This window comes from Micromonospora sp. NPDC005257, assembly GCF_042872445.1.
Lineage (GTDB): Bacteria > Actinomycetota > Actinomycetes > Mycobacteriales > Micromonosporaceae > Micromonospora.
Window position 1 is genome coordinate 33102 of the sequence record NZ_JBIAKL010000018.1, and the last position, 24698, is coordinate 57799.

At 73.1% G+C, this 24698-nt stretch carries 28 protein-coding genes; 19 read left to right on the forward strand and 9 right to left on the reverse strand.

What is annotated here, in order from left to right; translation table 11 throughout:
* Window positions 1-5: 5 nt before the first annotated feature.
* From ACFYO8_RS28065 to ACFYO8_RS28075, 3 genes are all read right to left on the reverse strand, one after another.
* Window positions 6-863, reverse strand: a complete 858-nt coding sequence (locus tag ACFYO8_RS28065) for a class F sortase (protein ID WP_354870905.1) — start codon at window positions 861-863, stop codon at window positions 6-8.
* Window positions 864-875: 12 nt separating this feature from the next.
* Complete coding sequence (locus ACFYO8_RS28070) at window positions 876-1385, reverse strand: hypothetical protein (protein ID WP_354870904.1); 510 nt, start codon at window positions 1383-1385, stop codon at window positions 876-878.
* A gap of 78 nt (window positions 1386-1463) precedes the next feature.
* Window positions 1464-1904, reverse strand: a complete 441-nt coding sequence (locus tag ACFYO8_RS28075) for an Lrp/AsnC family transcriptional regulator (protein WP_387257749.1) — start codon at window positions 1902-1904, stop codon at window positions 1464-1466.
* A gap of 142 nt (window positions 1905-2046) precedes the next feature.
* Here ACFYO8_RS28075 and ACFYO8_RS28080 point away from each other — a divergent pair, with 142 nt between their 5' ends.
* The 11 genes from ACFYO8_RS28080 to ACFYO8_RS28130 all read left to right on the forward strand — a co-directional run bounded on the left by ACFYO8_RS28080 (window position 2047) and on the right by ACFYO8_RS28130 (window position 12941).
* On the forward strand, window positions 2047-2931 hold the full coding sequence (locus tag ACFYO8_RS28080) for a tryptophan 2,3-dioxygenase (RefSeq protein ID WP_387257750.1): 885 nt from the start codon (window positions 2047-2049) through the stop codon (window positions 2929-2931).
* 14 nt (window positions 2932-2945) lie between these two features.
* The gene (kynU, locus tag ACFYO8_RS28085) at window positions 2946-4223 is read left to right on the forward strand and encodes a kynureninase (protein ID WP_354870895.1); all 1278 of its coding nucleotides are present in this window, start codon (window positions 2946-2948) and stop codon (window positions 4221-4223) included.
* Window positions 4224-4279: 56 nt separating this feature from the next.
* Window positions 4280-5608: an NAD(P)/FAD-dependent oxidoreductase gene (locus ACFYO8_RS28090; RefSeq protein ID WP_354870893.1), complete on the forward strand. Its 1329-nt coding sequence runs from the start codon at window positions 4280-4282 to the stop codon at window positions 5606-5608.
* Window positions 5609-5628: 20 nt separating this feature from the next.
* Entirely contained in the window at window positions 5629-7110 is a 1482-nt protein-coding gene (locus tag ACFYO8_RS28095; RefSeq protein WP_354871251.1) for a 2-hydroxymuconic semialdehyde dehydrogenase, read from the forward strand.
* A gap of 56 nt (window positions 7111-7166) precedes the next feature.
* Window positions 7167-7964 carry a fumarylacetoacetate hydrolase family protein gene (locus tag ACFYO8_RS28100; protein WP_354870890.1) on the forward strand — a complete coding sequence of 266 codons (798 nt, stop codon included), beginning with the start codon at window positions 7167-7169 and terminating at the stop codon, window positions 7962-7964.
* Between the two features lie 156 nt (window positions 7965-8120).
* Entirely contained in the window at window positions 8121-9056 is a 936-nt protein-coding gene (locus ACFYO8_RS28105; protein WP_354870887.1) for an acetaldehyde dehydrogenase (acetylating), read from the forward strand.
* Window positions 9053-10108 (forward strand): 4-hydroxy-2-oxovalerate aldolase, encoded by a 1056-nt coding sequence (gene dmpG / locus ACFYO8_RS28110; RefSeq protein WP_354870886.1) that lies wholly within the window; start codon window positions 9053-9055, stop codon window positions 10106-10108. Before ACFYO8_RS28105 ends, dmpG begins: the two co-directional genes overlap by 4 nt.
* Window positions 10109-10166: 58 nt before the next feature.
* Window positions 10167-10940, forward strand: coding sequence for a 4-oxalocrotonate decarboxylase (locus tag ACFYO8_RS28115; RefSeq protein ID WP_354870884.1), 774 nt, complete (start codon window positions 10167-10169; stop codon window positions 10938-10940).
* Window positions 10941-10960: 20 nt separating this feature from the next.
* The gene (locus tag ACFYO8_RS28120; protein WP_354871248.1) at window positions 10961-11422 is read left to right on the forward strand and encodes a RidA family protein; all 462 of its coding nucleotides are present in this window, start codon (window positions 10961-10963) and stop codon (window positions 11420-11422) included.
* Entirely contained in the window at window positions 11415-11939 is a 525-nt protein-coding gene (locus tag ACFYO8_RS28125) for a 3-hydroxyanthranilate 3,4-dioxygenase (RefSeq protein WP_354870882.1), read from the forward strand. Before ACFYO8_RS28120 ends, ACFYO8_RS28125 begins: the two co-directional genes overlap by 8 nt.
* Window positions 11940-11942: 3 nt before the next feature.
* Entirely contained in the window at window positions 11943-12941 is a 999-nt protein-coding gene (locus tag ACFYO8_RS28130; protein ID WP_354870879.1) for an amidohydrolase family protein, read from the forward strand.
* 94 nt (window positions 12942-13035) lie between these two features.
* Here the strand turns inward: ACFYO8_RS28130 and ACFYO8_RS28135 are convergent, their stop codons facing one another.
* Window positions 13036-13251: a hypothetical protein gene (locus ACFYO8_RS28135; RefSeq protein ID WP_387257752.1), complete on the reverse strand. Its 216-nt coding sequence runs from the start codon at window positions 13249-13251 to the stop codon at window positions 13036-13038.
* Here ACFYO8_RS28135 and ACFYO8_RS28140 point away from each other — a divergent pair.
* The 3 genes from ACFYO8_RS28140 (at window position 13237) to ACFYO8_RS28150 (ending at window position 15466) form a co-directional block, all read left to right on the forward strand.
* Window positions 13237-14709, forward strand: coding sequence for an amidase (locus ACFYO8_RS28140; protein WP_354870876.1), 1473 nt, complete (start codon window positions 13237-13239; stop codon window positions 14707-14709). The two genes, ACFYO8_RS28135 and ACFYO8_RS28140, sit on opposite strands and share 15 nt — an antisense overlap.
* A gap of 72 nt (window positions 14710-14781) precedes the next feature.
* On the forward strand, window positions 14782-15066 hold the full coding sequence (locus ACFYO8_RS28145; protein ID WP_354871245.1) for a hypothetical protein: 285 nt from the start codon (window positions 14782-14784) through the stop codon (window positions 15064-15066).
* The gene (locus ACFYO8_RS28150) at window positions 15053-15466 is read left to right on the forward strand and encodes a DUF5130 family protein (protein WP_354870874.1); all 414 of its coding nucleotides are present in this window, start codon (window positions 15053-15055) and stop codon (window positions 15464-15466) included. Before ACFYO8_RS28145 ends, ACFYO8_RS28150 begins: the two co-directional genes overlap by 14 nt.
* 115 nt (window positions 15467-15581) lie before the next feature.
* On the opposite strand, the gene pepN is transcribed toward ACFYO8_RS28150, so the two are convergent.
* Window positions 15582-18128 carry an aminopeptidase N gene (gene pepN, locus ACFYO8_RS28155; protein ID WP_354870872.1) on the reverse strand — a complete coding sequence of 849 codons (2547 nt, stop codon included), beginning with the start codon at window positions 18126-18128 and terminating at the stop codon, window positions 15582-15584.
* A 226-nt stretch (window positions 18129-18354) separates the two neighbouring features.
* On the opposite strand from pepN, the gene ACFYO8_RS28160 reads away from it, so the two are divergent.
* The 4 genes from ACFYO8_RS28160 to ACFYO8_RS28175 all read left to right on the forward strand — a co-directional run bounded on the left by ACFYO8_RS28160 (window position 18355) and on the right by ACFYO8_RS28175 (window position 21312).
* Entirely contained in the window at window positions 18355-18978 is a 624-nt protein-coding gene (locus ACFYO8_RS28160) for a disulfide bond formation protein DsbA (RefSeq protein ID WP_354870870.1), read from the forward strand.
* A gap of 178 nt (window positions 18979-19156) precedes the next feature.
* The gene (locus tag ACFYO8_RS28165; RefSeq protein ID WP_355015049.1) at window positions 19157-19483 is read left to right on the forward strand and encodes a hypothetical protein; all 327 of its coding nucleotides are present in this window, start codon (window positions 19157-19159) and stop codon (window positions 19481-19483) included.
* A gap of 87 nt (window positions 19484-19570) precedes the next feature.
* On the forward strand, window positions 19571-20770 hold the full coding sequence (locus ACFYO8_RS28170; RefSeq protein WP_354870865.1) for a DUF1015 family protein: 1200 nt from the start codon (window positions 19571-19573) through the stop codon (window positions 20768-20770).
* Between the two features lie 71 nt (window positions 20771-20841).
* On the forward strand, window positions 20842-21312 hold the full coding sequence (locus ACFYO8_RS28175; protein ID WP_354870862.1) for a ribose-5-phosphate isomerase: 471 nt from the start codon (window positions 20842-20844) through the stop codon (window positions 21310-21312).
* Window positions 21313-21328: 16 nt separating this feature from the next.
* Here ACFYO8_RS28175 and ACFYO8_RS28180 read toward each other — a convergent pair whose 3' ends face one another.
* Together ACFYO8_RS28180 and ACFYO8_RS28185 are read right to left on the reverse strand one after the other, a co-directional pair.
* The gene (locus ACFYO8_RS28180; protein ID WP_354870860.1) at window positions 21329-21736 is read right to left on the reverse strand and encodes a hypothetical protein; all 408 of its coding nucleotides are present in this window, start codon (window positions 21734-21736) and stop codon (window positions 21329-21331) included.
* 79 nt (window positions 21737-21815) lie between these two features.
* Window positions 21816-23033 (reverse strand): GNAT family N-acetyltransferase, encoded by a 1218-nt coding sequence (locus ACFYO8_RS28185; RefSeq protein ID WP_387257754.1) that lies wholly within the window; start codon window positions 23031-23033, stop codon window positions 21816-21818.
* 99 nt (window positions 23034-23132) lie between these two features.
* Between ACFYO8_RS28185 and ACFYO8_RS28190 the strand changes: the two genes are divergently transcribed.
* Entirely contained in the window at window positions 23133-23672 is a 540-nt protein-coding gene (locus ACFYO8_RS28190) for a hypothetical protein (protein WP_354870855.1), read from the forward strand.
* A 53-nt stretch (window positions 23673-23725) separates the two neighbouring features.
* Here the strand turns inward: ACFYO8_RS28190 and ACFYO8_RS28195 are convergent, their stop codons facing one another.
* Both ACFYO8_RS28195 and ACFYO8_RS28200 read right to left on the reverse strand, forming a co-directional pair.
* Window positions 23726-24205 carry a hypothetical protein gene (locus tag ACFYO8_RS28195; protein WP_354870852.1) on the reverse strand — a complete coding sequence of 160 codons (480 nt, stop codon included), beginning with the start codon at window positions 24203-24205 and terminating at the stop codon, window positions 23726-23728.
* A gap of 201 nt (window positions 24206-24406) precedes the next feature.
* Window positions 24407-24658, reverse strand: coding sequence for a hypothetical protein (locus ACFYO8_RS28200; RefSeq protein ID WP_354870850.1), 252 nt, complete (start codon window positions 24656-24658; stop codon window positions 24407-24409).
* Between the last annotated feature and the right edge of the window lie 40 nt (window positions 24659-24698).

A 24698-nucleotide genomic window follows, 5' to 3' on the forward strand; every position in this document is an offset into this window, starting at 1 on the left:
GGCGCTCAGCGCGCCTTGACCAGCGAGGCGTAGACGACCAGGTTGTCCGCGTACCCGGTCTCGCCGCCGACCCAGCGCCCACCGCAGGTGATCAGCCGCAGGGCGGGCCGGCTGAAGTCGCCGTAGACGTCCTGCACCGGCAGCTTCTCCTTGCCGTACCGCTCGATCGAGGTCACCTCGAACACCGCCACCGAGCGGTCCTGGCGGGTCACCTCGATCCGGTCGCCGTCGTCCAGTTCCCGCAGCCCGTGGAAGACGGCCGGCCCGGTGGTGGTGTCGACGTGCCCGACGAGCACCGCCGGGCCGTACTGGCCGGGGGTGGGGCCCCGGTCGTACCAGCCGACCTCACCGGCACGCTCCACGTCCGGCACCGCGATGCTGCCGTCCGGCGCGATGCCGACCCGGTGCACCGGCGCGCGCAGGTCCAGCTTCCCGATGCTCAGGTCCGTCGGTGGGCTGGCCGGCAGCACCGGGAACTTCTTCGGCGGCGGACGCAGGCCGGCGACGATCCGGTCGGGCAGCACGCTGACGCCGGTCACCCGTTCCACGCCGAGCATGGCCACGATCAGCGCCATCACGCTCGCCACCACGAGCACCGGGACACCGGGACCACGGCCCGGGGCGTACCGGCGGGTGGTCCCGGTCGTGCGGGCCGGAACCGGCCGCGACCGCGGATCCGCCGTGGTGACGCTGGCCGTGAACGCGTGCCCGGCGACGTGGGCGAACCGGCGCGCGGCCCCGGCGGTCAGCCGCAGCGCGGCCCGGATCCGTCCGGCGCGTTCCGGCGACCGGCGGGCGGCGCGACGGCCGGTGCGGTCCGCCGCCGGGCCGGCACGGTCCCGGCGGCGCGATGAGCGGGCCATTGCGGCGCCCCGTCAGACGCGGCCGCCGGTCTTGCGGCGGGCGCTCACGCCGGCCACCACGGCCACCGCGACCAGACCGCCGACCAGCAGCAGCGAGCCCGTGCCCCGGCTACCCGCGGTGCCACCGCCACCGGTCGCCGGCCCCTTGCTCGGCTGCGCCATGTTGAGCACGGTGAGCATGGTCGAGGCGGTGTTGCCGTTGGAGCAGTCCAGGTTCACCGGGTAGTCGCCCGGCGCCTTGTTGCCGGGCACGGTGACCGAGCCGGTGAGGAAGCCGTTGTCCGCCCGCAGCGTCACCCGCCCGAAGGCGTCCGAGGTGACCTGCGCCTGACGGTTGTTGCTGTTGTCGCAGCCGGCCCGCAGGTTGACCCGGGAACCGGCCTGGACGCTGTTCGGCGTCACCTCGATGAACACGCTCTCCCCGGCCCGGGCCGGTGGCGCGGTGGTCAGGACGAACGCCGCGACCAGGCCGAGCAGGCCCAGCAGTGACGACAACGCACGGTGTGACACGAGCCCTCGCATGGTTCCCCCCTCCCGGCGCGACGGTGCGCCGGACCACTGACGGGCAGCGGCGCCTGCTTTCCCGGGAGGCGGGGGAAGCTAACGGGGCGCCTTGACCACGGGGCGCCAGGCCAGCGGAGTGGAGAGCACCATCGTGCTGGACGGCTGCCCGTACGGGGCGAGGCGGTCGATGACCTCCTCGAACTCGCCCATGTTGGTCGCGGCGACCTTGAGCATGCTGCACGCGTCCCCGGTGATCCGGTGGATCTCCATGATCTCCGGCCAGCCCGCGACGTCCGGGTCGTTGAGGATGCAGCGCGCGCCATAGCAGGACATCCGGATCAGCGCGAGCACCGTGCGCCCGGCCCGGGTGAGGTCGACGTGGGCGTGGTAGCCGGTGATCACGCCGGCCTCCTCCAGCCGGCGGACCCGTTCGGCGACTGCGGGCGGCGACAGGTGGACCCGGCGGGACAGTTCGCTGTACGACAGCCGGGCGTCGGCCTGGAGCTCGCGCAGCAGCGCCCAGTCCATGTCGTCCACGCGCGGACCTTCCTTCCGTAAAGAGGGTGACGCGAGATGGTTTCGGTTCGCCAAGTGATACCACCATACCGCCGTTGAACAGGCATTCCATTCGGCCGCCCACCAGCGGGATCATGACGTCTACCCCGCGCACGGACGGAGAATGACTGTGGAACAGACGACGGCGGTGCGCCCGGTAACCCCCCAGGAACGGGCGGCTCGGGCGGCGCGCAACGGCGGCGAGCCGACGCTGGAGTTCGCCGACCGCGTGCCGTACGACGCGTACGTACGGGCCAGCACGCTGCACCGGCTCCAGGAGCCGCTCAGCGACGACCCGGGCGAGATGTCCTTCCTGATGATCAGCCAGATCATGGAGCTGTACTTCGGCCTGACCTGCCACGAGCTGCGGCACGCCAAGCGCGAGCTGCGCGAGGACCGGATCTGGGAGGCCCTGCCCCCGCTGCGCCGCGCCGCCCTGCACCTGGAGGGCCTCAACGCCGCCTGGCACGGCCTGCGCTGGATGAGCCCGGCCGACTTCAACGGCTTCCGCGACCGGCTCGGCGAGGGCTCCGGCTTCCAGTCCGCCATGTACCGGCAACTGGAGTTCCTGCTCGGCCTGCGCGACCGGGCGCTGATCCGCCCGTTCCGCCGGCAGACCGAGGTGTACGACGAGCTGACCGCCGCGCTGGCCACCCCGAGTCTCTGGGACGAGGTGGTGGCGCTGCTGGCCCGCAAGGGCTTCGACGTGCCCGCCGAGCTGCTGTCCCGGGACGTGAACGCCGAGCACGAGGCGCACCCCGCGATCGAGGCGGCCTGGGTCCGGATCTACGGCGACAACGGCCCGGACAACCACCTGCGCCTGCTCGGTGACGCGCTGACCGAGATCGCCGAGGAGTTCGGCGACTGGCGGTGGAACCACGTCAAGGCCGTCCAGCGCACCATGGGCGCCAAGGTCGGCAGCGGCGGCTCCGCCGGCCTGGCATGGTTGCAGCGCAGCATGGCCCGGGTGGTCTTCCCGGAGCTGTGGTCGGCCCGCACCGCGATGTGACGAGAGAGAACAGCATGCACACCCCCGAGAACGAAGCCCTCCGCCGCGACGACGCCGACCCCGGCCACCGGCACCTGTTCCACATCCCGCCGGCCGACGGCGGGCGCTACCCCGACACCGCGTACCTCGCCGGCAACTCGCTGGGCCTGCAACCCCGGGCCACCCGGGACGAACTCCTCGCCGACCTGGACGCCTGGCAGCGCCTCGGCGTGGAGGGGCACCTGGAGTCGGAGCGGCCCTGGCTGCCGTACCACGAGCTGCTGACCGCACCGGCCGCCCGCCTGGTCGGCGCGCTGCCCGCGGAGACAGTGGTGATGAACTCCCTCACCGTCAACCTGCACCTGCTGATGGTCAGCTTCTACCGGCCGGCCGGCGAGCGCACCCGCATCGTCATCGAGGACAGCGCGTTCCCCTCGGACAGCTACGCGGTGCGCAGCCAGGCCCGCTTCCACGGCCTGGACCCGGACACCACAGTGGTACGCCTCAAGCCGCGCCCCGGCTCCGACACGCTCGGCACCGAGGACGTGCTGGACTTCCTGGCCCGCGAGGGGCACACGGTGGCGCTGCTGATGCTCGGCGGCGTGAACTACCTGACCGGCGAGCTGATGGACATCCCGGCCATCACCGCCGCCGGCCGCGCCGCGGGCGCCGTGGTCGGCTGGGACCTGGCGCACGCCGCCGGCAACGTGCCGCTGGCGCTGCACGACTGGGACGTCGACTTCGCGGCCTGGTGCTCGTACAAGTACCTCAACTCCGGGCCGGGCGCCCTGGGTGGCGTCTTCGTCCACGAGCGGCACCTCGGCGACCCGTCGATCCAGCGCTTCGAGGGCTGGTGGAGCACCGCGGCGGCCACCCGGTTCGAGATGACTCCGGTGTCCCGCCCGCCGGCCACCGTCGAGGCGTGGCAGATCTCCAATCCGCCGATCTTCGCGATGGGCCCGGTGCGGACCTCGCTGGAGCTGTTCGACTCCGTCGGCATGCCGGCGCTGCGCGAGCGCAGCCTGCGGCTGACCGCCTGGCTGGAGCAGCTGCTGGACGAGGTGACGCCCGGCCGCCCGCTCACAGTGGTCACCCCGCGTGACCCGGCCCGCCGTGGTTGCCAGCTCTCGGTGCGCATCGGCGTGGGTAGCGCCAACGAGCTGACCAAGCGGCTGCGGCACGAGCACGGCGTGGTCGCGGACGCCCGGGAGCCGGACATCGTCCGGTTCGCCCCGGTGCCGCTCTACTCCACGTACCACGACTGCTGGCGGGTCGCCGAGGCGCTGGCGGCAACGTTTGAGGAGGGGTCGTGAGCGCGAGGAGTGAGCCGGTTCTGGGAGCCCCACAGTCGCGAACGGAAGGCAGGCGCATGAGGGAGCGCGACGAGATCGCGGTGGTCGGCGCCGGGCTGGCCGGCTGCCTGCTGGCCTGCTACCTGGCCCGGCGCGGCTACCCGGTGGCCCTCTACGAGCGGCGGCCCGACCCGCGTACCGGCATTGTCGAGCGGGGCCGGTCGATCAACCTGGCGCTGTCCGAGCGCGGCCTGGACGCGCTGCGCCGCATCGGCCTGGAGGACGAGGTGATGGCGGACGCGCTGCCGATGCGCGGCCGCATGATCCACCCGGTCGAGGGCGAGCCGGAGTTCCAGTCGTACAGCGGCTCCGGGGACCGGGCGATCAACTCGATCAGCCGGGGCGCGCTGAACAACGCGCTGCTCGACGCCGCCGCCGCGCTGCCGAACGTGCGCGTCGCGTTCGACCACCGGCTGGTCGGCCTCGACCCGCTCGGCGGCGAGATGACGTTCGAGACGCCGCAGGGCAAGGTCACCGCCACCGCCTCGGTCGTCCTCGGCGCCGACGGCGCCGGCTCCGCGGTGCGCGGGCAACTGCTCGCGTACGGCGGCCTGACCGAGAGCCTGGACTTCCTCGACTACGGCTACAAGGAGCTGACCATCCCGCCGCTGGGCGGGGAGTTCGCGCTCGACCCGGGTGCGCTGCACATCTGGCCGCGCGGCACCTCGATGATGATCGCGCTGCCGAACCCGGACCGCTCCTTCACCTGCACGCTGTTCTGGCCCACCCACGGCACCCGCAGCTTCGCGTCGCTGAGCAGCCCGGCGGCGATCGAGCAGTTCTTCGCCACCCACTACCCGGACCTGGTCCCGCTCGCGCCGAACCTGGTCGACGACTACCAGCACAACCCGGTCGGCGTGCTCGGCACGGTGCGCTGCACGCCGTGGCAGGTGGCCGGGACGGTCGGCCTGATCGGCGACGCCGCGCACGCCATCGTGCCGTTCTACGGCCAGGGCGCGAACTGCGCGTTCGAGGACGTGGTCGAGCTGGACCGCTGCCTCGACGAGTGCGACGACGAGTGGGCCGCCGCGCTGCCGCTGTTCCAGCACCGCCGCCAGGACAACGCGGAGGCGATCGCCCGGATGGCGCTGGCGAACTTCGTGGAGATGCGGGACAAGGTCGCCTCACCGGTGTTCCGCACCCGCAAGCAGGTCGAGCACGCGCTGGAACGCGCGCTGCCCGGCCGCTACGTCTCCCAGTACGAGCTGGTCTCCTTCTCCACCACCCCGTACGCGCAGGTGCGCCGCCGGGTGCGCGCGCAGTACGCGGTGGTCGGCGCGGTCGCGGCCGGCGCGGTCGCGCTGCTTGCCGGTGGTGTCCGTGCGGCGCTGGGGCGGCGGCGATGACGCTCTGGGATCCCCGGCTGATGACCGGGCACGCGCCGGACGGCCCCGGCCTGCTGCGCAACTTCGTCGGCGGTGAGTTCGTCGACGCCGGCGCCCGGTTCACCAAGCGCAGCCCGGTCACCGGCGAGCCGGTGTTCGAGGTGGTCGAGGCGTCGCAGTCGACAGTGGACGACGCGGTCGACGCGGCGCGGGCGGCGCTGCGCGGCCCGTGGGGCCGGATGGGCGAGCGGGAACGCGCCGAGGTGCTCCGCCGGGTCGCCGACGAGTTGGAACGGCGCTTCGACGACCTGGTCGCCGCCGAGGTGGCGGACACCGGCAAGTCCATCTCGCAGGCCCGTACGCTCGACATCCCGCGCGGCGCGGCCAACTTCCGGGCGTTCGCCGAGATCGTGGCGACAGCGCCGACCGAGTCGTTCACCACAGTCACCCCGGCCGGTGGCCGGGCGCTCAACTACGCGGTCCGCAAGCCGGTCGGCGTGGTGGCGGTCATCGTGCCGTGGAACCTGCCGCTGCTGCTGCTCACCTGGAAGGTCGCCCCGGCCCTGGCCTGCGGCAACGCCGTGGTGGTCAAGCCCAGCGAGGAAACTCCCGCCTCGGCCACACTGCTGGCCGAGGTGATGGCCGCGGCGGGCGTGCCGGACGGCGTGTTCAACCTGGTGCACGGCTTCGGGCCCGGTTCGGCCGGCGAGCACCTGACCCGGCACCCGGGCGTGGACGCGATCACGTTCACCGGCGAGTCGGCCACCGGCAGCGCGATCATGCGCGCCGCCGCCGACGGGGTGAAGGCGGTCAGCTTCGAGCTGGGCGGCAAGAACGCCGGCCTGGTGTTCGCCGACGCCGACCTGGACGCGGCGGTCGCCGGTTCGGTGCGGTCCAGCTTCACGAACGGCGGCCAGGTGTGCCTGTGCACCGAGCGCATCTACGTGCAGCGGCCGGTGTTCGAGGAGTTCACCGCGCGGCTGGCCGAGCGAGCCGACGAGTTGGCGTACGGCTGGCCGGCTGACGAGGCGACGGCGAACATGCCGCTCATCTCGCACGGCCACCGGGACAAGGTGCTCGGTCACTACGCGCTGGCCCGCACCGAGGGCGCCGAGGTGCGCGCCGGGGGTGGCGTGCCGCGCTTCGGCGACGCCCGCGACGGCGGGGCGTACGTGCAGTCGACTGTGCTCACCGGGCTCGGTGCGGACGCCCGCACCAACCAGGAGGAGATCTTCGGGCCGGTGGTGCACGTCGCGCCGTTCGACGACGAGGACGAGGCGTACGCGCTGGCGAACGGCACCGCCTACGGCCTGGCCGCGACGGTGTGGACGCGGGATGTGGGCCGGGCGCACCGGGCCGGCGTCCGGCTCGACGCGGGCATCGTCTGGGTGAACACCTGGTTCCTGCGCGACCTGCGTACCCCGTTCGGCGGGGTGAAGGCGTCGGGAGTGGGCCGCGAGGGCGGCGTGCACTCGCTCGACTTCTACTCGGAACTGACAAACGTCTGTGTGGACCTCCAATGAGCGCGCGTGGTGGGAAGAATGGCCGGAATCCGCAGCGACGTAAGCGAGGAGCCGCCATGACCGTGGACATCGAGGCCGCCAACCGGGAACTCGCAGTGGCCCGGCAGGAGGGGAAACCCTGCCCGCCGCTGCGCGGCCGGCTGCTGCCCGAGGGCGACATCGAGGCCGCGTACCAGGTGCAGCAGGTCTACACGCGGCAACGGCTGGGCAAGGGGCACCGCCGCGTCGGCGCGAAGATCGGCCTGACCTCGCGGACCGTGCAGGAGAGCTTCGGCGTCTTCCAGCCCGACTTCGGGGTGCTCTTCGACGACATGGCCGTCGGCGACGGCGTCGAGGTGCCCATCGACCGGCTGCTCCAGCCGCGGGTGGAGGCGGAGATCGCCTTCGTGCTCGGCGCGGACCTGCCGGACGAGCGGGTCACCACTGTCGACCTGATCCGGTCGGTGGATCACGTGCTGCCGGCCATCGAGATCGTCGACTCGCGGATCGCCGACTGGGACATCTCCATCGTCGACACGGTGGCGGACAACGCCTCCAGCGGGCTGTTCGTGCTCGGCACCGCGCCCCGCCGGCTCGCCGACGTGGACCTGCGGCTGTGCGGCATGGTGCTGGAGCACGCCGGTGAGCCGGTCTCGGTCGGCGCGGGCGCGGCCTGCCTGGGCAATCCGCTGCACGCGTTGCAGTGGCTGGCCGCCACGATGGCCCGCGCAGGTGACCCGTTGCGCGCGGGCGACGTGGTGCTCTCCGGCGCGCTCGGCCCGATGGTGCCGGTCACGCCCGGCGCCGCGTACGAGGCGCGCATCTCCGGGCTCGGCTCGGTGCGTACCTGTTTCTCCTCGGAGGGAACCTCATGAGCGAGCGTCAGCGAGCGAATCATCGATACAGGGCCGTTGAGCCTCATGGCGGCACGCAGCGCAGCGGAGGGCCGGCATGAGCGAGCGTCAGCGAGCGAATCATCGATACAGGGCCGTTGAGCCTCATGGCGGCACGCAGCGCAGCGGAGGGCCGGCATGAGCGTCGGAGTGGCGGTGCTCGGGTCGGGCAACATCGGCACCGACCTGATGATCAAGGTGCTGCGGCTCAGTGAGAGCCTGCGCATGGTGGCGATGGCCGGCATCGACCCGGCCTCGGACGGTCTGGCCCGGGCCCGCCGGCTCGGCGTGACCACCACCGCCGAGGGCGTCGACGGCCTCGTCGCGCTGCCCGAGTTCGCCGACGTCCAGCTGGTCTTCGACGCCACCTCGGCGGGCGCGCACAAGCGTCACGACGAGGTGCTGCGGGCACACGGCCGCACCGTCGTCGACCTGACGCCGGCCGCGATCGGCCCGTACGTGGTGCCGCCGGTGAACCTCGACGAGCACCTGGGCGAGCCGAACGTCAACATGGTGACCTGCGGCGGGCAGGCGACGGTGCCGATCGTGCACGCGGTCGGCCGGGTCACCCCGGTGGCGTACGGGGAGATCGTCGCCTCGATCGCCTCGAAGTCGGCCGGTCCGGGCACCCGGGCCAACATCGACGAGTTCACCGAGACCACCGCCCGCGCCATCGAGGTGGTCGGCGGCGCCGAGCGCGGCAAGGCCATCATCGTGCTGAACCCGGCCGATCCGCCGCTGCTCATGCGCGACACGGTCTACTGCCTGTGCCCGGACGCCGACGCCGACCGGGGCGCGATCGCCGCCTCGGTGGCCGACATGGTCAAGGCCGTGCAGGAGTACGTGCCCGGCTACCGGCTCAAGCAGGACGTGCAGTTCGACCGGGTGGACACGTACGCGCCGGTGCTCGGCCGGCACTTCACCGGCCTGCAGGTGTCGGTGTTCCTGGAGGTCTCCGGCGCCGGGCACTACCTGCCCGCGTACGCCGGGAACCTGGACATCATGACGTCGGCCGCGCTGCGTACCGCGGAGCGGCTGGTGGCGCTGCGCGCGACGGAGGTGAGTGCGCGATGACCGACCTCTACATCCAGGACGTGACGCTGCGCGACGGCATGCACGCCATCGGGCACCGCTACACGGTCGATGAGGTGCGTACCATCGCCGCCGCGCTCGACGCGGCCGGTGTGGCAGCGGTCGAGGTGGCCCACGGCGACGGCCTGGCCGGGTCCAGCGTCAACTACGGGCACGGCGCGGCCGCAGACGCGGACTGGATCGCCGCCGCCGCCGAGGTGCTGACCACCGCGCGGCTCACCACGCTGCTGCTGCCGGGCATCGGCACCATCGCCGACCTGAAGGCGGCGAAGGCGCTGGGCGTGACGAGCGTACGGATCGCCACGCACTGCACCGAGGCGGACATCTCCGCCCAGCACATCGCCTGGGCCCGGGAGAACGGCATGGACGTCTCCGGGTTCCTGATGATGTCGCACCTCAACGACCCGGCCGGGCTGGCCGCGCAGGCAAAGCTCATGGAGTCGTACGGCGCGCACTGCGTCTACGTCACCGACTCCGGCGGGCGGCTGCTGATGTCGGACGTGGCGCAGCGCGTCGACGCGTACCGGCAGGTGCTGGAACCGGAGACGCAGATCGGCATCCACGCGCACCACAACCTGTCGCTGGGTGTGGCGAACAGCGTGCTGGCGGTCGAGCACGGCCGGATCCTCGGCGACGGCCCGCTCGGCTCGCCGTCCGGGCGGACCGTCCGGGTGGACGCGTCGCTGGCCGGCATGGGCGCGGGCGCGGGCAACGCGCCGCTGGAGGTCTTCGTCGCGGTCGCCGAGCTGCACGGCTGGAAGCACGGCTGCGACGTGTTCGCGCTGATGGACGCCGCCGACGACCTGGTCCGCCCGTTGCAGGACCGGCCGGTCCAGGTCGACCGGGAGACGCTCTCCCTGGGGTACGCGGGCGTCTACTCCAGCTTCCTGCGCCATGCCGAGCGGGCCTCGGCCAAGTACGGCGTGGACGTCCGCTCGATCCTGGTCGAGCTGGGCCGCCGCCGGATGGTCGGCGGCCAGGAGGACATGATCGTGGACGTGGCACTGGACCTGGCGGCTAAGGAGACCCGGTGAGCGCGAGGAGTGAGCCGGGTTTGCGAGCCCCGCAGTCGCGAACGAAAGGTGGCACAGCATGATCGGGCCGGACATCGCCGGTATCGCGGAGAAGCTGGGTGCGGCGGCCGACGACGCCACCGCGATCCCGCAGCTCGCGGCCGAGACCGGGCTCGACGTCGACGCCGCATACGCGGTGCAGACCGCGCTGGTGAAGCGCCGCCTCGACCGGGGTGAGCGGCTGGTCGGGCTCAAGATGGGGCTGACCAGCAAGGCCAAGATGGCCCAGGTCGGCGTGGACGAGGTGATCTGGGGCCGGCTGACCGACGTGATGCGGGTGCCGGACGGCGGCGCGGTGGACGTGGGCGACTTCATCCACCCCCGGGTCGAGCCGGAGGTGGCGTTCCTGCTGGACCGGCTGCCCGACCCGGGCGAACCGGTCGGCTCGTTCACGCGGGCCGTGCGCGCGGTCGCCCCGGCGATCGAGCTGATCGACTCCCGGTACGCGAACTTCACCTTCTCGCTGCCGGACGTGATCGCCGACAACACCTCGGCCGCCGCGTTCGTCGTCGGGCCGTGGTCGCCGGTGCCGGACGGGCTGGACAACCTCGGCGTGCTGCTGGAGATCGACGGTCGGGTGGCGCAGGTCGGCTCGACCGCGGCGATCCTCGGCGACCCGCGTCGCGCGCTGGACGAGGGGCTGCGGCTGGCCGGCCGGCACGGCGTGCGGCTGCGCAAGGGCTGGGTGTTCCTGGCCGGCGCGGCCACCGCGGCGGTGCCGCTGCGTCCGGGGGCGCACGTGCGCGCCACTGTGGAGAAGCTGGGTTCCGCCTCCCTGAAGGCTGTCTCGTGAGCGCGAGGAGTGAGCCGGGTCTGCGAGCCCCGCAGTCGCGAACGGAAAGCGGCCCGGCGACCGCCCGCGTGGTGGCCGGGAAGGCCGTGCCGCGGGGAGCGTTCCCGCACGTCAAGGTGGCCGGCGGGTTCGTCTTCGTCTCCGGTACGTCGTCGCGCCGGCCGGACAACACGTTCGCCGGGGTGTCGGTGGACGAGCTCGGCACCACCGACCTCGACATCCGGGAGCAGACCCGGGCCGTGGTGGAGAACATCCGCGACCTGCTCCGCTCGGTCGGCGCCGAGCTGAGCGACCTGGTGCAGGTCACCAGCTACCTGGTCAACATGAACGATTTCGGCGGCTACAACGAGGTGTGGGCGGAGTTCTTCGACGCCACCGGCCCCACCCGGACCACTGTCGCCGTGCACCAGCTTCCGCACCCGCATCTGCTGATCGAGATGCAGGCCGTCGCCCTACTTCCGTCGGGAGGTTCCCATGAGTGAGATCGCCGAGCCGTTCAGCTTCTCCGGCTGGATCGGCGAGAACCAGCACCTGCTCAAGCCCCCGGTGGGCAACAGGGAGATGCTGCCCGGCAGCGACGACTTCATCGTCATGGTGGTCGGCGGCCCGAACCAGCGCACGGACTTCCACGTCGACCCGTACGAGGAGTTCTTCTACCAGGTCAAGGGCAACATGCACATCAACCTGATGCTGCCCGAGGGCCCGCGTACGGTGCACGTGCGCGAGGGGCAGATGTGGATGCTGCCGCGCAACACCCCGCACTCGCCGCAGCGTCCCGAGGCCGGGTCGATCGGCATGGTGATCGAGCGGGTCCGCGAGGAGGGCACGCTGGAGAAGTTCCAGTGGTACTGCGCCGAGTGCCACCACAAGGTGCACGAGGTGGAGTTGCAGGTCCGCGACATCGCCGCCGACCTGCCCCCGGTCTTCGCCGCGTTCTACGCCGACGAGAAGGCCCGCACCTGCGACAACTGCGGCGCGCTGCACCCGGGCAAGGGCTGACGCGTGCCGGTCGTGGACGTGCACACGCACGTCGTACCGAAGGGGTGGCCGGACCTCGCCGCGGCGTGCGGCGGGTCCGGCTGGCCCTGGCTGCGGGTGGACTCCGAGCGCGCCGCCATGATCATGGTGGGGGAAACGGAGTTCCGCCCGATCGGCGGGCAGTGCTGGGACGCGCCGGCCCGGCTCGCCGACATGGACGCCGACGGCGTGGACGTGCAGGTCGTCTCGCCCACCCCGGTGTTCTTCAGCTACGACCGCCCGGCCGACCAGGCGGTCAAGGTGGCCCGGATCTTCAACGACCTCACGCTGGAGGTCACCGCGGCCGGCGGCGACCGGCTGGTGCCGTTCTGCCAGGTGCCGTTGCAGGACCCGGACGCGGCCTGCGCCGAGCTGGACCGCTGCCTGGCGGCCGGGCACGCCGGAGTGGAGATCGGCAACCACGTCGGCGACCGGGATCTGGACGACGCGGGCATCGTGCAGTTCCTGACCCACTGCGCCGAGGTGGGCGCGCCGGTGTTCGTGCACCCGTGGGACATGCCCGGCGGCCCTCGGCTGGACCGGTGGATGGCCCGCTGGCTGACCGGGATGCCGGCCGAGACGCACCTGTCGGTGCTCGCGCTGATCCTCGGCGGCGTGTTCGACCGGGTGCCGGAGACGCTGCGGATCTGCTTCGCGCACGGCGGCGGCAGCTTCCCGTTCTGGCTGGGCCGCGCCGACAACGCCTGGCACCGCCGCGGCGACCTGGTACGCGGCGCGTCCAGCGCGCCACCCAGCTCCTACGTCGACCGGTTCCACGTCGATTCGGTGGTCTTCGAACCGGCCGCGCTGCGGCTGCTGGTGGACACCATGGGCGCCGAGCGGGTGCTGCTCGGCAGCGACTACCCGTACCCGCTGGGGGAGCGGCCGGTCGGCCAGGTGGTGCACCGGGCGGACTTCCTCACCGACGCGCAGCGGGACGCGCTGCTCGGCGGCAACGCGCTGCGGTTCCTCGGCCGGCGCTGAAGACCGGCGCGGGTGCGTCCGTCGTCTCCCTAGTGCCGACGGACGCACCCGGCGCTGCTCAGGAGTGCGGGCAGGTGTCCCATCGAGTGCCCCATCACCGCCAGCCGGTTGCGCCGAACGTGCCCTCGGCGGTGCTCGTCGGGTAGTAGATCGTGCCGCCGCGGAAGCCGCTGACGCTCGACGCGGAGACGGTGGTCTGGGTGATCGCGAACGGGCCACCCCGGATATGGACCGGCCGCCGCCGGTCGGACGTGTCGCCCGGCCGTCCGGCCGCCGGACCGGCAGGATGGGCGGCATGGCCGAGCCGCACGACCTGACCGCGCTGGAACAGGCCGCCGCGATCCGCCGGGGTGAGCTGTCCAGCCTGGAACTCGTCGAGCACCACCTGCGCCGGGTCGAAGCGCTCGGCGACACGGTCGGCGCGTTCGTCACAGTCACCGCCGAACGGGCCCGGACCGCCGCCCGCGCCGCCGACGCCGTCGCGGCGGAGGAACGCGGCCCCCTGCACGGGGTGCCGACCGCGATCAAGGACCTCACACTCACCGCCGGGGTACGCACCACCTTCGGCTCGGCCGCCTTCGCCGACTTCGTCCCACCTGTCGACGCCGACGTGGTCCGCCTCCTGGCCGACGCCGGTCTGGTCAGCCTCGGCAAGACCACCACCTCCGAACTCGGCTGCTCGCTCTACTCCGAAGGGCTGGTGGCGCCACCGGCCCGCAACCCGTGGAACCTCGCGTACACGGCTGGTGGATCCAGCGGCGGCGCGGCGGCAGCTGTCGCCGCCGGCCTGGTCCCGGTGGCGCAGGGCTCCGACGGCGGCGGGTCGCTGCGCATCCCGGCCTCGCTCTGCGGCCTGGTCGGCTACAAACCGAGCCGGGGCACGGTCTCCGGCGGGCCGCTCGGCTTCGGCGGCTTCGGGCTGCCGGTGAACGGGCCGATCGGCCGTACCGTCGCCGACGTGGCGGCGCTGCTCGACGTGCTCGCGCGGCCGGTGCCCGGCGAGCCGTACCTGCCGCCGGCCGCGCCCGTCGGTGGCTACCTCGGCGTCACCCGCGCCGCCCGTTTCGCCGGCCCCGGCCGGCTGCGCGTCGGCCGTTTCACCACGCCGATGCTCGCCGACGAACCGGTCCACCCGGATTGCACAGCCGCCGTCGACCGGACCGCCGCGCTGCTCACCGACGCCGGCCACGAGGTGGTCGACGTCCCCGCGCCACTCGGCCCCGAGGCGTGGCCGCTGTTCGAGACCGTCTGGTACGCGCTGGCGGTCACCCCCGTCCCGGCCGGGCGGGCGGGTGACCTGCTGCCGCTGACCCGGTTCCTGCGCGAACGCGGCGAGGCGCTCGGCGCGGCCCGGCTGATGGCCGCGCTCGGCGAACTCCAGGCAGAGGTACGCCGTGGCGTACGCCGTACCGCCGGTTGTGACCTGCTGCTCTGCCCGACGCTCGCCGCCCCGCAGGCGCCGGTGGGGGCGTTCGCCGCCCTCGAACCGGCAGCGGACTTCGACGGGCAGCGGCGCTTCTCGCCGTACTGTGCGGTCTTCAACGTCACGGGCGATCCGTCCGTTTCCCTGCCGGTCGGACGGACCGCCGACGGGCTTCCGGTGGGGGTGCTGCTCACCGGCCGCTACGGCGACGACGCGACGTTGCTTGCGGCTGCCGCGCAGCTGGAGCACTGGAGTGACGGATGGGATCAGCACCCCGCAATCTGGCGGGCCGCCGACTCCGCTAACGTGAACATCACAACCGAGGTGGGGCGCGACCGGTCCTGACCGGCCAACCGACCCGCCATTCCTGGTCTCTCTTTCCGCCTGGGGGCGTTGGGATTGTCTGTTACCGAGACGTTGGTGGTCTTCGTCGGCATCCCGGCCGCCGCGGTGCTGCTGATCGCCGCCCTGGCGGCCGCCAGCAGCCGTGGCAACGGTGGCGGCGCGAAGCGCTACCGGCCGGGCCGGCCCTTCGACTTCACTCCGGTCTGGTTCCTGAGCCGTCCGGAGCAACTGGCCGACTCGGCCGGCACGGCGCTGGCCGCCGGGGCGCAGGCGCCGGCGTTGACCAGCCGCAAGCAGGAGCAGGCCGGCCGGGAGGCGCCGGCCGCTGGAACCGGAGGCGCAAGTGACCGTTGGTGAAGCGCGGACCACGACGGGGACGGCCACCCCGCCCGCGGTGCTGGACGGCCCGTTCTCGACCCGTCAGCTACTCCGTATCGACGAGGCGCTGCGCCTCGCCGACAAGGGCACCGGCCTCGTCTTCTCGGTGTTCGTCGGCGGCCTCGACGAGCCGATCCGGGAGCACGCCGAGCGGCTGCACCGGCAGCTCGGTGAGCCGGACCGCTCGGTGCTGATCGCGGTGTCGCCCAACCAGCGGCAGCTGGAGATCGTCACCGGCAAGTACGCGCGCAAGCGCATCCCGGACACGTACGCCAAGCTGGCCGCGCTCTCCATGGTGGCCTCCTTCGGCGGCGGCGACCTGACCGGCGGCATCATCCAGGGCCTCGACCAGCTCGCCAGCCACGCCGGCAAGGGCTGATCCACCGCACACGACGAAGCCCGGCCCTGCGTACGCAGGGCCGGGCTTTCTCGTGGTCCCGAGCCGGGGCCGGCGCGGGCTGCCACCCGCACCGGCCCCGGCCGGCATGCCTCACTCAGGCGGTGCGCGCGTCCCGCTCCCGGGCCGTCAGCGCGCGGACCACGCCGTCGCGGCCCTCGGCCACCAGCCGCCGCAACGACGCCGGCCGCCCGTCCTGGGCCAGCCACGCGTCGGTGGCCGCGACGGTGTCCTCCTCGACCAGGTACGCCGGGTAGGCGAGCTGCACGAACTCCTGCGCCGGCTCGCTGTCGCGCTGCGCCCACACCTGGTCCACCGTGGCGAAGTACCGCTCCCGGTAAGGCGCGGTCAGCTCGACCTGCGCCGGGTGGGTGAAGCCCTGCAGCAGCGCCCGGTTGCGCCAGTTGGGCAGCGCGTCCGGGCCGGTGAGCAGCGCCCACACCGCCGCCTTGTTCTCGACGGTCGGCACCAGCGCGTGCGCGTACGCGGCCTCCCGCTCGCCGCTGGCGGTACGGTCGCCGGCCAGCTCCGCGTCCACGTCGGCGGCGCCCGCCGCGCCGTTGGCGACCAGCGACTGGAGCACCGTCCAGCGCAGCTCGGTGTCGACGGTCAGCCCTTCCGGCACCCCGTTGCCGTCCAGCCAGCCGCGCAGCGTGGCCAGGTCCTCGCCGGAGCGGGCCGAGGAGGCGTACGCGCGGGCCCAGGCGAGCTGGAAGCCGCTGCCCGGCTCGGCCGCCGCCAGCGCGGTCCGCGCGGTACGGGCCAGGTCGGCCCAGCCGGTCGGCGCCCACGCCGGGTCGGCGTAGAAGGTGAGCGCGGTGGTCGCCTGCCGCAGCGTGGCGGTGATGAGGTTGATGTCCGTCTCGGCGGTCACCCCGGCCAGCACCAGCGCCACGTAGTCGCGGGCCGACAGCTCCGCGTCGCGGGTCATGTCCCAGGCGGCGGTCCAGCACAGCGCCCGGGCCAGCGACGAGTCGAAGCCGGCGATGTGCTGCACCACGGTGGCCATGGACCGCTCGTCCAGCCGCAGCTTGGCGTAGGTGTGGTCCTCGTCGTTCAGCAGCAGCACGTCCGCCGCGGGCCTGCCGTGCAGCTCGGACAGCTCGGTCAGTTCGCCGGTCACGTCCGTCTCGATCAGCTCCCGGCGTACCAGCCGGCCGTCGGTCAGGTCGTACAGGCCCACGCCGATGCGGTGGGTACGCAGCGTCGGGTAGCCCGACGGCGCCTCCTGCCGGACCACCACCCGCTCGTACGTGCCGTCGGCGCCGATGGTCACCTCCGGGCGCAGCGTGTTGACCTGCGCGGTCTCCAGCCACTGGGCGGCGAACTTGCGCAGCTCCCGGCCGGAGGCCGCCTCCAACTCGGACAGCAGGTCGTCGAAGGTGGCGTTGCCCCAGGCGTACTTGCCGAAGTAGGCGCGCAGGCCGGCCAGGAACGGTTCCTCGCCCACGTACGCGACGAGCTGCTTGAGCACGCTCGCGCCCTTGGCGTACGTGATGCCGTCGAAGTTGACCTCGACGGCCTCCAGGTCCGGCATCTCGCAGTAGACGGGGTGGGTGGAGGAGAGCTGGTCCTGCCGGTAACCCCAGTTCTTGCGGATCGACAGGAACGTGGTCCACGCGTCGTTGAACCGGGTGGCGTGCGTGTTGCACCAGTGGCTGGCCCACTCGGCGAACGACTCGTTCAGCCACAGGTCGTTCCACCAGCGCATGGTGACCAGGTCACCGAACCACATGTGCGCCAGCTCGTGCAGGATCGTGTTGGCACGCTGCTCGTACTCGAAGTCGGTGACCTGCGAGCGGAAGATGTAGTGCGACTCGGCGTGCGTGACGCAGCCGAAGTTCTCCATCGCGCCGGCGTTGAAGTCCGGCACCCAGAGCTGGTCGTACTTGGGCAGCGGGTAGCGCACGCCGAACTTCTCCTGGAAGAAGTCGAAGCCCTGCGTGGTGATCAGGTGCAGGTCGTCGGCGTCCATGTGGGGAGCCATGCTGGCCCGGCAGAAGTAGCCCATGTCGATGCCGTCGTGGGTGCGGCGCACCTCGTGGTACGGCCCGGCGCAGAGCGCGGTGATGTAGGTGCTCATCCGCTCCGAGACGGTGAAGTGCACCGTCTTCAGACCCTCACCGGCGGCCTCCTCGCGCGCCACCGGCATGTTCGACACGACCCGCCAGTGCTCCGGGACGGTGGCGTGCCAGGTGTAGACGCTCTTCAGGTCGGGCTGGTCGAAGCAGGCGTAGACCTTCTGCGCGTCAGCGGTCTCGAACTGGCTGTAGAGGTAGGTCTCGCCGTCCACCGGGTCGACGGTGCGGTGCAGGCCCTGCCCGCTGTTGGAGTAGCCGAAGTCGGCGTCGACCACCAGCACGTTCTCGGCGGCCAGGCCGCTGAGGGTGAGTCCCTTCTCGGCGGACCAGCCGGACAGGTCGACCGGCTCGCCGTTGAGCGTGGCCGAGCGCACCGATTCGGCAGCGGTCTCGATGAACGTGGTCGCTCCCGGCTCGGCGCAGCGGAACCGGACCTCGGTCACCGAGCGGAACGTGCGACCGGTGGGCTGCACCGCGGTCGACAGGTCAAGGCTGATGTCGTACCCGGTCACCTCGAGCAGGCGGGCCCGCTCGGTAGCCTCGACCTGGGTCAGGTTGCGCACTCCCGGCACTGTTCGTCTCCATCCCGCTCGTCTCGCCGCGCCCCGTGGCGCCGGTTATCGCCCGGCCGCTCGTGACGGCGCGCTGCGAACCGAGTCTTCCATGTACGGACCGCTCCCGGTGGTCGAGGTCACGCTCTCATTCCGGTACCGGTCGGTGCGGTACGGGTGAGGATCGAAGGTGATCGCGCCGGGTCCCGGCGCGGCGATGTCGTGAAGGGAAGTCACAGTGACCGAACGTGTCACCGCGGACATGTGGTTCGACCCGCTGTGCCCGTGGGCGTGGATCACCTCCCGTTGGCTGCTGGAGGTCGAGCAGGTCCGGGACGTGGACATCCGTTTCCACGTGATGAGCCTGTCCGTGCTCAACGACGGCCGGGAACTGCCGGAGGAGTACCAGGACCTGATGGTCAAGGGCTGGGGCCCGGTGCGGGTGTGCATCGCCGTCGAGCAGGCGCACGGCGCCGAGGCGCTGGCGAAGCTCTACACCGCGATGGGCAACCGCATCCACCTCCGCCAGGAGGAGCTGGGCCGGGAGATGATCGTGGGCGCGCTCACCGACGTCGGCCTGGACCCGGCGCTCGCCGACGCGGCCGATTCCACCCAGTACGACGACGCGCTGCGCGCCAGTCACGAGGCGGGCATGCGGCCGGTCGGCACCGACGTGGGCACCCCGGTGATCCACGCGCCGGGTCCGGACGGCGGGCAGGTCGCCTTCTTCGGCCCGGTGATCACCCCGGCGCCGAAGGGCGAGGCGGCCGGCCGCCTCTGGGACGGCGTGCTGCTGGTCTCCGCCACCCCCGGCTTCTACGAGCTGAAGCGCACCCGCGAGCAGGGCCCCGTCTTCGACTGAGGGGTGGGCAAGGGCCCTCTGGCAACCCCCGCGCCCTCGCGGCGATCCGCCCCGAGCCCCGCACCGCCCGTCACCGGGCCGGTGCGGGGCTCGTTTCACCGGGTGTCCCAGCCGACGGCCCGTGCGGGGCCGTACCACGGCAGCTCCTGGAGGCGTTCCCATGGCCAAGCACCGCCGCATGTCCGACGACGCGCCGCAGCAGGCGACCGAGGACCCCGGTGCGACGTACTGGTCGGTGACCGAAGGCGACTGGCCGGCCGGCCCGGCGGAGGTGGCCGACCTGCTGGCCCCGCCGATCGTGGTCGGCGTGGCCCGGGTCGTGGCCACCTCGCGGATGACGCCGCCGGTCGAGCCCGGCCGCCCCGGCCGCGCGCCGTCGCGGCCCGGTGCCGCCGCCCACCCGGCCGCCGTCGGTGCGACGACGGTACGCCTCAACGCCGGCTCCCGCACCGCCCCGCCGACCCGCCGTCCCGCTCCGGGCCGGCACCGCAACCCCACCGCCTGAGCGGCCCGGGGCCCGGCGCTGTCACCTGGTGGTAAGCGGGTGAGTCGGACGGCGGCGGCGATCGGGGCCCGGGTAGCGTCAGCGGACATGACGGTCGTGCATCCGATCGCCCGGGCCTGGATCACCACTGGCGGCACCGGCGCGCAGAACTACGACGAGTTCGCCGACGACGCGGAGATCACCTCCATCGTCGAGGCGAATCCGCACAGCGCCCTGGGCATCGAGATGCCCCACCGGGCGCCCGGCAGCCTCGGGAAGTCCTTCCTCGACGCGCTGCCCGACGCGGTGGCGCGCCTGGCCGAGGCGAAGGCGGACGGCAGCTACACGCCGGCCGAGCAGGTGGTGGTGCTCTACCGGATCAGCGCGCCGGGCGAGGAGAGCGCGTACGGGCTGTGGGCCATGGTCGACACCGACCAGATCTCCACCCGCGCCGACGAGCCGGGCCTGGTGATCCGCAACGAGGACGTGTTCATCGCCAAGGTGCGCGAGCGCGTCGCCCTGGCCGAGGCGCTCGGTCACCTGCTCTCGCCCGTACTCCTGCTCCAGACCGGCCGGGGCGACGAGCTGCACGCCGCGCTCGCGGCGGCGACCGAGGCGGCCGGGGCGCCCGCCGCGACCGACGTCGACCAGTCCGGTCGTACCCATGCGATCTGGCTGCTGGGCCCGGGTGCGGCACAGGACGAGCTGACCGCGCTGGCCGGTGGCGGGGAGCTGGTGGTGGCGGACGGCAACCACCGCAGCCTGGCCGCGCAGACCGGTGGGTTCCCGCGCTTCCTCTCGGTGATCACCACGCCCGCGTCGGTCGCCATCCAGCCCTACAACCGGCTGGTCAGCGAGCTGACCGCCACCCCGGACGAGCTGCTCGACCGGCTGCGCGCAGCGGGCGCGGAGGTCACCCCGGCGGACGGGCCGGTCGACGTGCCGGCCACCGGCGGCGTCGTGCACCTCCACCTCGGTGGCCGGGGATACGCGGTGACGCTGCCGCACGTCGGCGCCGGCCGGCTGGAGAACCTCGACCACGCGCTCGTCGAGCGCCTGCTGCTGCGCGAGGCCCTGGGTCTCGACCCGGGCGACAAGCGGATCACGTACGTGGGCGGCGACTACCCGGCGAGCTGGCTCGTCGGTGAGGTCGACGCCGGCCGGGCCGAGCTGGCGGTGCTCGTCGCGCCGGTGACCGTGGACGACTTCGTCGCGGTGAACCTGGCCCGGGAGAAGATGCCGCGCAAGAGCACCTGGTTCACCCCGAAGGCGCGGGCCGGCCTGGTGGTGGCCGAGCTGCCGCACTGACCGTGTGACGAACCGCCTCCGGGTCGCCGCCCGCGCGCCGGCCCGGAGGCGGGCCTGTCAGACTGCGCGGTATGCGCGTCTACCTGGGATCCGACCACGCCGGTTTCGAGTTGAAGGTGCACCTCACCAACCACCTGGCCAAGCAGGGCTACGAGGTGGTCGACGTGGGCCCGCACGTCTTCGACCCGGACGACGACTACCCGGCGTTCTGCCTGCACACCGGCGACCGGGTGGCCGGTGACCCGGGCAGCCTCGGCGTGGTGATCGGCGGCTCCGGCAACGGCGAGCAGATCGCCTCGAACAAGGTGGCGGGCGTCCGGGCCGCGCTCGCCTGGAACGTCGACACCGCCCAGCTCGCCCGCGAGCACAACGACGCCAACGTCGTCGCGATCGGCGCCCGGCAGCACACGCTCGACGAGGCGACCGCGCTGGTCGAGGCGTTCCTGACCACGCCGTTCTCCGGCAACCCCCGGCACAGCCGGCGCATCGAGCAGGTGGCCGCCTACGAGCAGAGCCGCAAGCTGCCCGAGCTGCCTGCCTGAGCGGACCTCCGCGGGCTCAGCGCCCGTTGCGGGGCAGTTCCTCGCGCGGCACCCAGTTACGGCGGATGAGCACCACCCGCCGCTCGGCCTCGGCGAGGTCCTCCTCGCTGGGGCGGGCGGCGTCGCGTGCCCGCAGCGCGGCCGTCACGCTCACCTGCGACGAGCCGGAGCCGACCAGCCCGCGCAGCCCGCGCTCGCCCTCCTCGGCGGGCGCGGCGCGGCGACCGCGGGGCTCCGGCTCGCCCGGCCGTCCACCGCGCGCGGGCCGGGGCGCCACCTCATCGTGTACGGGTGCGGTGCTGGCAGTGGTTGCCTCGGCGGTGTCGCCGCTGCCGGGAGCGGTGCCGGGGGCGGGGGCGTCAGCCGGGGCGCCGCCCTCGCCGTGATGCCGCAGCCGCCGTCGCCGTCGCTCCGCCTCACCCATCTCCCGACCGTACCGCCCCCACGCCCTGATCGAGCGCACCGCGTCCGCCCGCGGAACCGGGTGAGGGCCGGGGCGAGGGTTAGAAGACCTCCATGGGGGAGGGGGTGCGGTGCCAGGTGAAGGCGGGGGTGAGCGTGGTCAGGGTGTCGGGGATCAGCTCCTGGACGCGGCCGGCGGCGGCCAGCGCGTACGGGTTCGCGCCGCCGAGGTACAGCTCACCGAGAGCGCGTACGTCACATGCCAGCCCGGCCGGGGCGGTGGTGGGCGTGCACTGCGCGCCGTCGCGTCCGCCGACCAGCCGCCAGCGGCCGGTGTTCTCCAGCAGCTCGTCGGTGACCTCGATCACCACGTCGACGTCGGTGGCGTAGCGCCGGGCGGCCAGCGCGGCCGGCACGTCAACCACCCGTACCCAGAGCGCGTCGGCGAGCTGCGGGGAGAGCTGACGGGGCTCGTCCACCAGCCGCAGCAGCGGCTCGTCCAGGGCCGCGATCGGGAACGACAGCCGGCGGGTCAGATCGACCGAGAGCAGCAGCCGCCACAGCGCCGTGTACGCCTCCGGCGTCGCCGCCACCACCTCGCCGACCTGCACCTCGGCCTGCGGTCCGGTGGCCGTCGAGCTGTCCTTCGTCCGGTAGAGCGCGTACCCGTCGGGGCCGTCGGCGCCCTCGTGCAGCAGCACCCGGCGCTCGGTGGCGCCGCCCCGGTGCGCCTTGAGGTCCGCCAGCAGGTACGACCACCAGCGCTCGTCGCGCCGGGACCAGCCGGGACGCCCGGCGCGGACCCGCTCGTACAGCCGGGCCAGCTCGTCGCGGTACGCGTCCGGACGGTCCAGTCGTAGCCTGCCCTCGGTGGACGCCGGGGCGGGCAGGCGCAGCCCGGTGGTGTCCGCGGACAGCACGTACCGCGGGGCCGCCGACCCGTAGCCGAACCGGGGGTAGATGCGTCCCTCGCTGGCCCAGAGCACCGCGACCGGTTCCCGGCCGGCGTCGCGGACGTCGCGCAGCTGGCGGCGCATCAGCATGGTGAGCAGGCCGCGCCGCCGGTGTGTCGGCGCCACCGCGACCATCGTCACGTGCGCGGCCGGCACGTCCGCGCCCGGCACGGCGAGCTCGCGGCTGAACGCGCTGGCGTGCGCCACGGCCGTGCCGCCGTCGCGGACCAGCAGCGACCGGTCCGGCTCGAAGATCGGGCGTTCCAGCGCCTGCACGTCGGGGTCCAGGTCGCCGTGGAAGGCGAGCGCCAGCAGCGCCGCGATGTCGTCGAAGTCCTCGGCCCGGGATACCAGCACGTCAGTCACGGAACGTGTGTATCGCACCGTGATGGGGGTCGGCACCCTATTTGCGGGCTGGCTACCCTCGGAGCGGAGGCCGGAACCGGTCGAGGGGGAGGACGGAAGATGGCGGACCAGACACAGCCGTGGGCCGAGCGCACCGTGGAGGTGCCGCCCCAGCCGGGGGTGGTGCCCCCGCAGCGGGACGCGTTCCAGCGCGGGGTGGCCGCGGTCGGTCAGCCGCGCGCCCCGCGTACGCCCCGCACCGAGCAGTTCCCCACCGTCGAGCACGGCGACTGGGCGGCCGAGCCGGCGCCGCGCCGGCCGATGAGCTGGCACCTGGCGCAGGCGCGCAAGGGCGGTGAGCTGAGCGCCGCCGGCGCCCTGTTCGCGTTCGTGTGCTGGGGCATCTGGGCGATCTCCGGCCGGGGCAACCTGGTCGCCCCGCTGCTCACGTTCGTGCTCAGCCTGCTCACCGCGGTCGGCCTGTTCGCGTTGGCCCGGCTGCTCGGCCGGCTGGTCCTGGAGCGGCAGTTCGGCCGGGTGCGCCGCAGCGCCAAGGGCGCTCACCTGGTCACCGCGTTGTTCCTGGCCGGCGTGGGTGTGGCGTACCTCCAGCAGACCGAGTGGGTGGTCTCCGCCTGGAACTGGGTCACCGGCAGCTGAGGCGGTCGGTCGTCCGTCCGGCACGCGCCGGACGGACGACCCGGGTGCGGGTGTCAGAAGGTGGTCGCTGCGCCGGCGGTCTTGCAGGCGGCGTTGATGTCCTTGCTGGCCTTCTCCATGGCGGGGTTGTCGGCGGCGGTGCCCGGGTCGGCGGCCGAGCCCGCCTTGCCGGCCTCCGCGCCGAACTCCTTCAGGGCGGTGGCCGCCTTGCCGGCCCCGGCGGTCCCGGCCAGCTCGGTCACCCGGTCACCGAGTTCGGTCAGGATCTCGGCGGTCTGCTTCGTCAGGTCGCCGCCCGTCTGCACGACCGTCATGAGCTTCGCCCGCATCTCTTTGTTGATCTTTTCGGCGGCGGTGCAGAGTTCCTTGTCGCTCATGGCGGCCGCCGAGGGCGAGGGCGCCGCCGTGGAGGGTACGGCGGAGGCCGAGGTGGCCGCCGGCCCGGCCGTGGTCGTGGGCGCCTCGTCGCCGCACGCGGCGAGGCCCAGCACGGCACAGGTCAGGAGGATCGGGAAGATCCGGTTGGTTTTCACGCCTGGGCACGCTAGTCGATGCGCGTCATTGATCAAACTCGGTTTGCGGGGGCCGGTCAGTGGAATGCGCGGGCGGGCGGCATTCGTGCCGCCCGCCCGCGTCCGGCCGCGGTACGCCGCGACGCCGGTCGTCGCTCCACCAGGACCGTGCTGCCTTACCCCGCCACACGGGCTTCATCCGTCGCCCGTTGGGCTGAGCGGTCAGCGCTGCTGCTCGTCGGCCTTCGGCGACGAGACCCGGGCCGCCGGGTCCTCGACGCCCGGCTCGCCGCCACCCGGCGCCACCATGCCGTCGTAGTTGTAGAGCACGCCGTCCTCGTGCGCCTTCGTGGTCCGGATGTAGCGGTGGATCATCCCGTCGATCTCGATCTCCACCAGGGCCTTTCCGTCCGCGTCCTGGTTGCTGCCGTCGCGGGGACCGCCGACCAGGTACGCCTTCGTGTTCGTCTCCATGTGCCCGCCCTACCCCGGCCCGGCCCGCCGGAAACGGCCG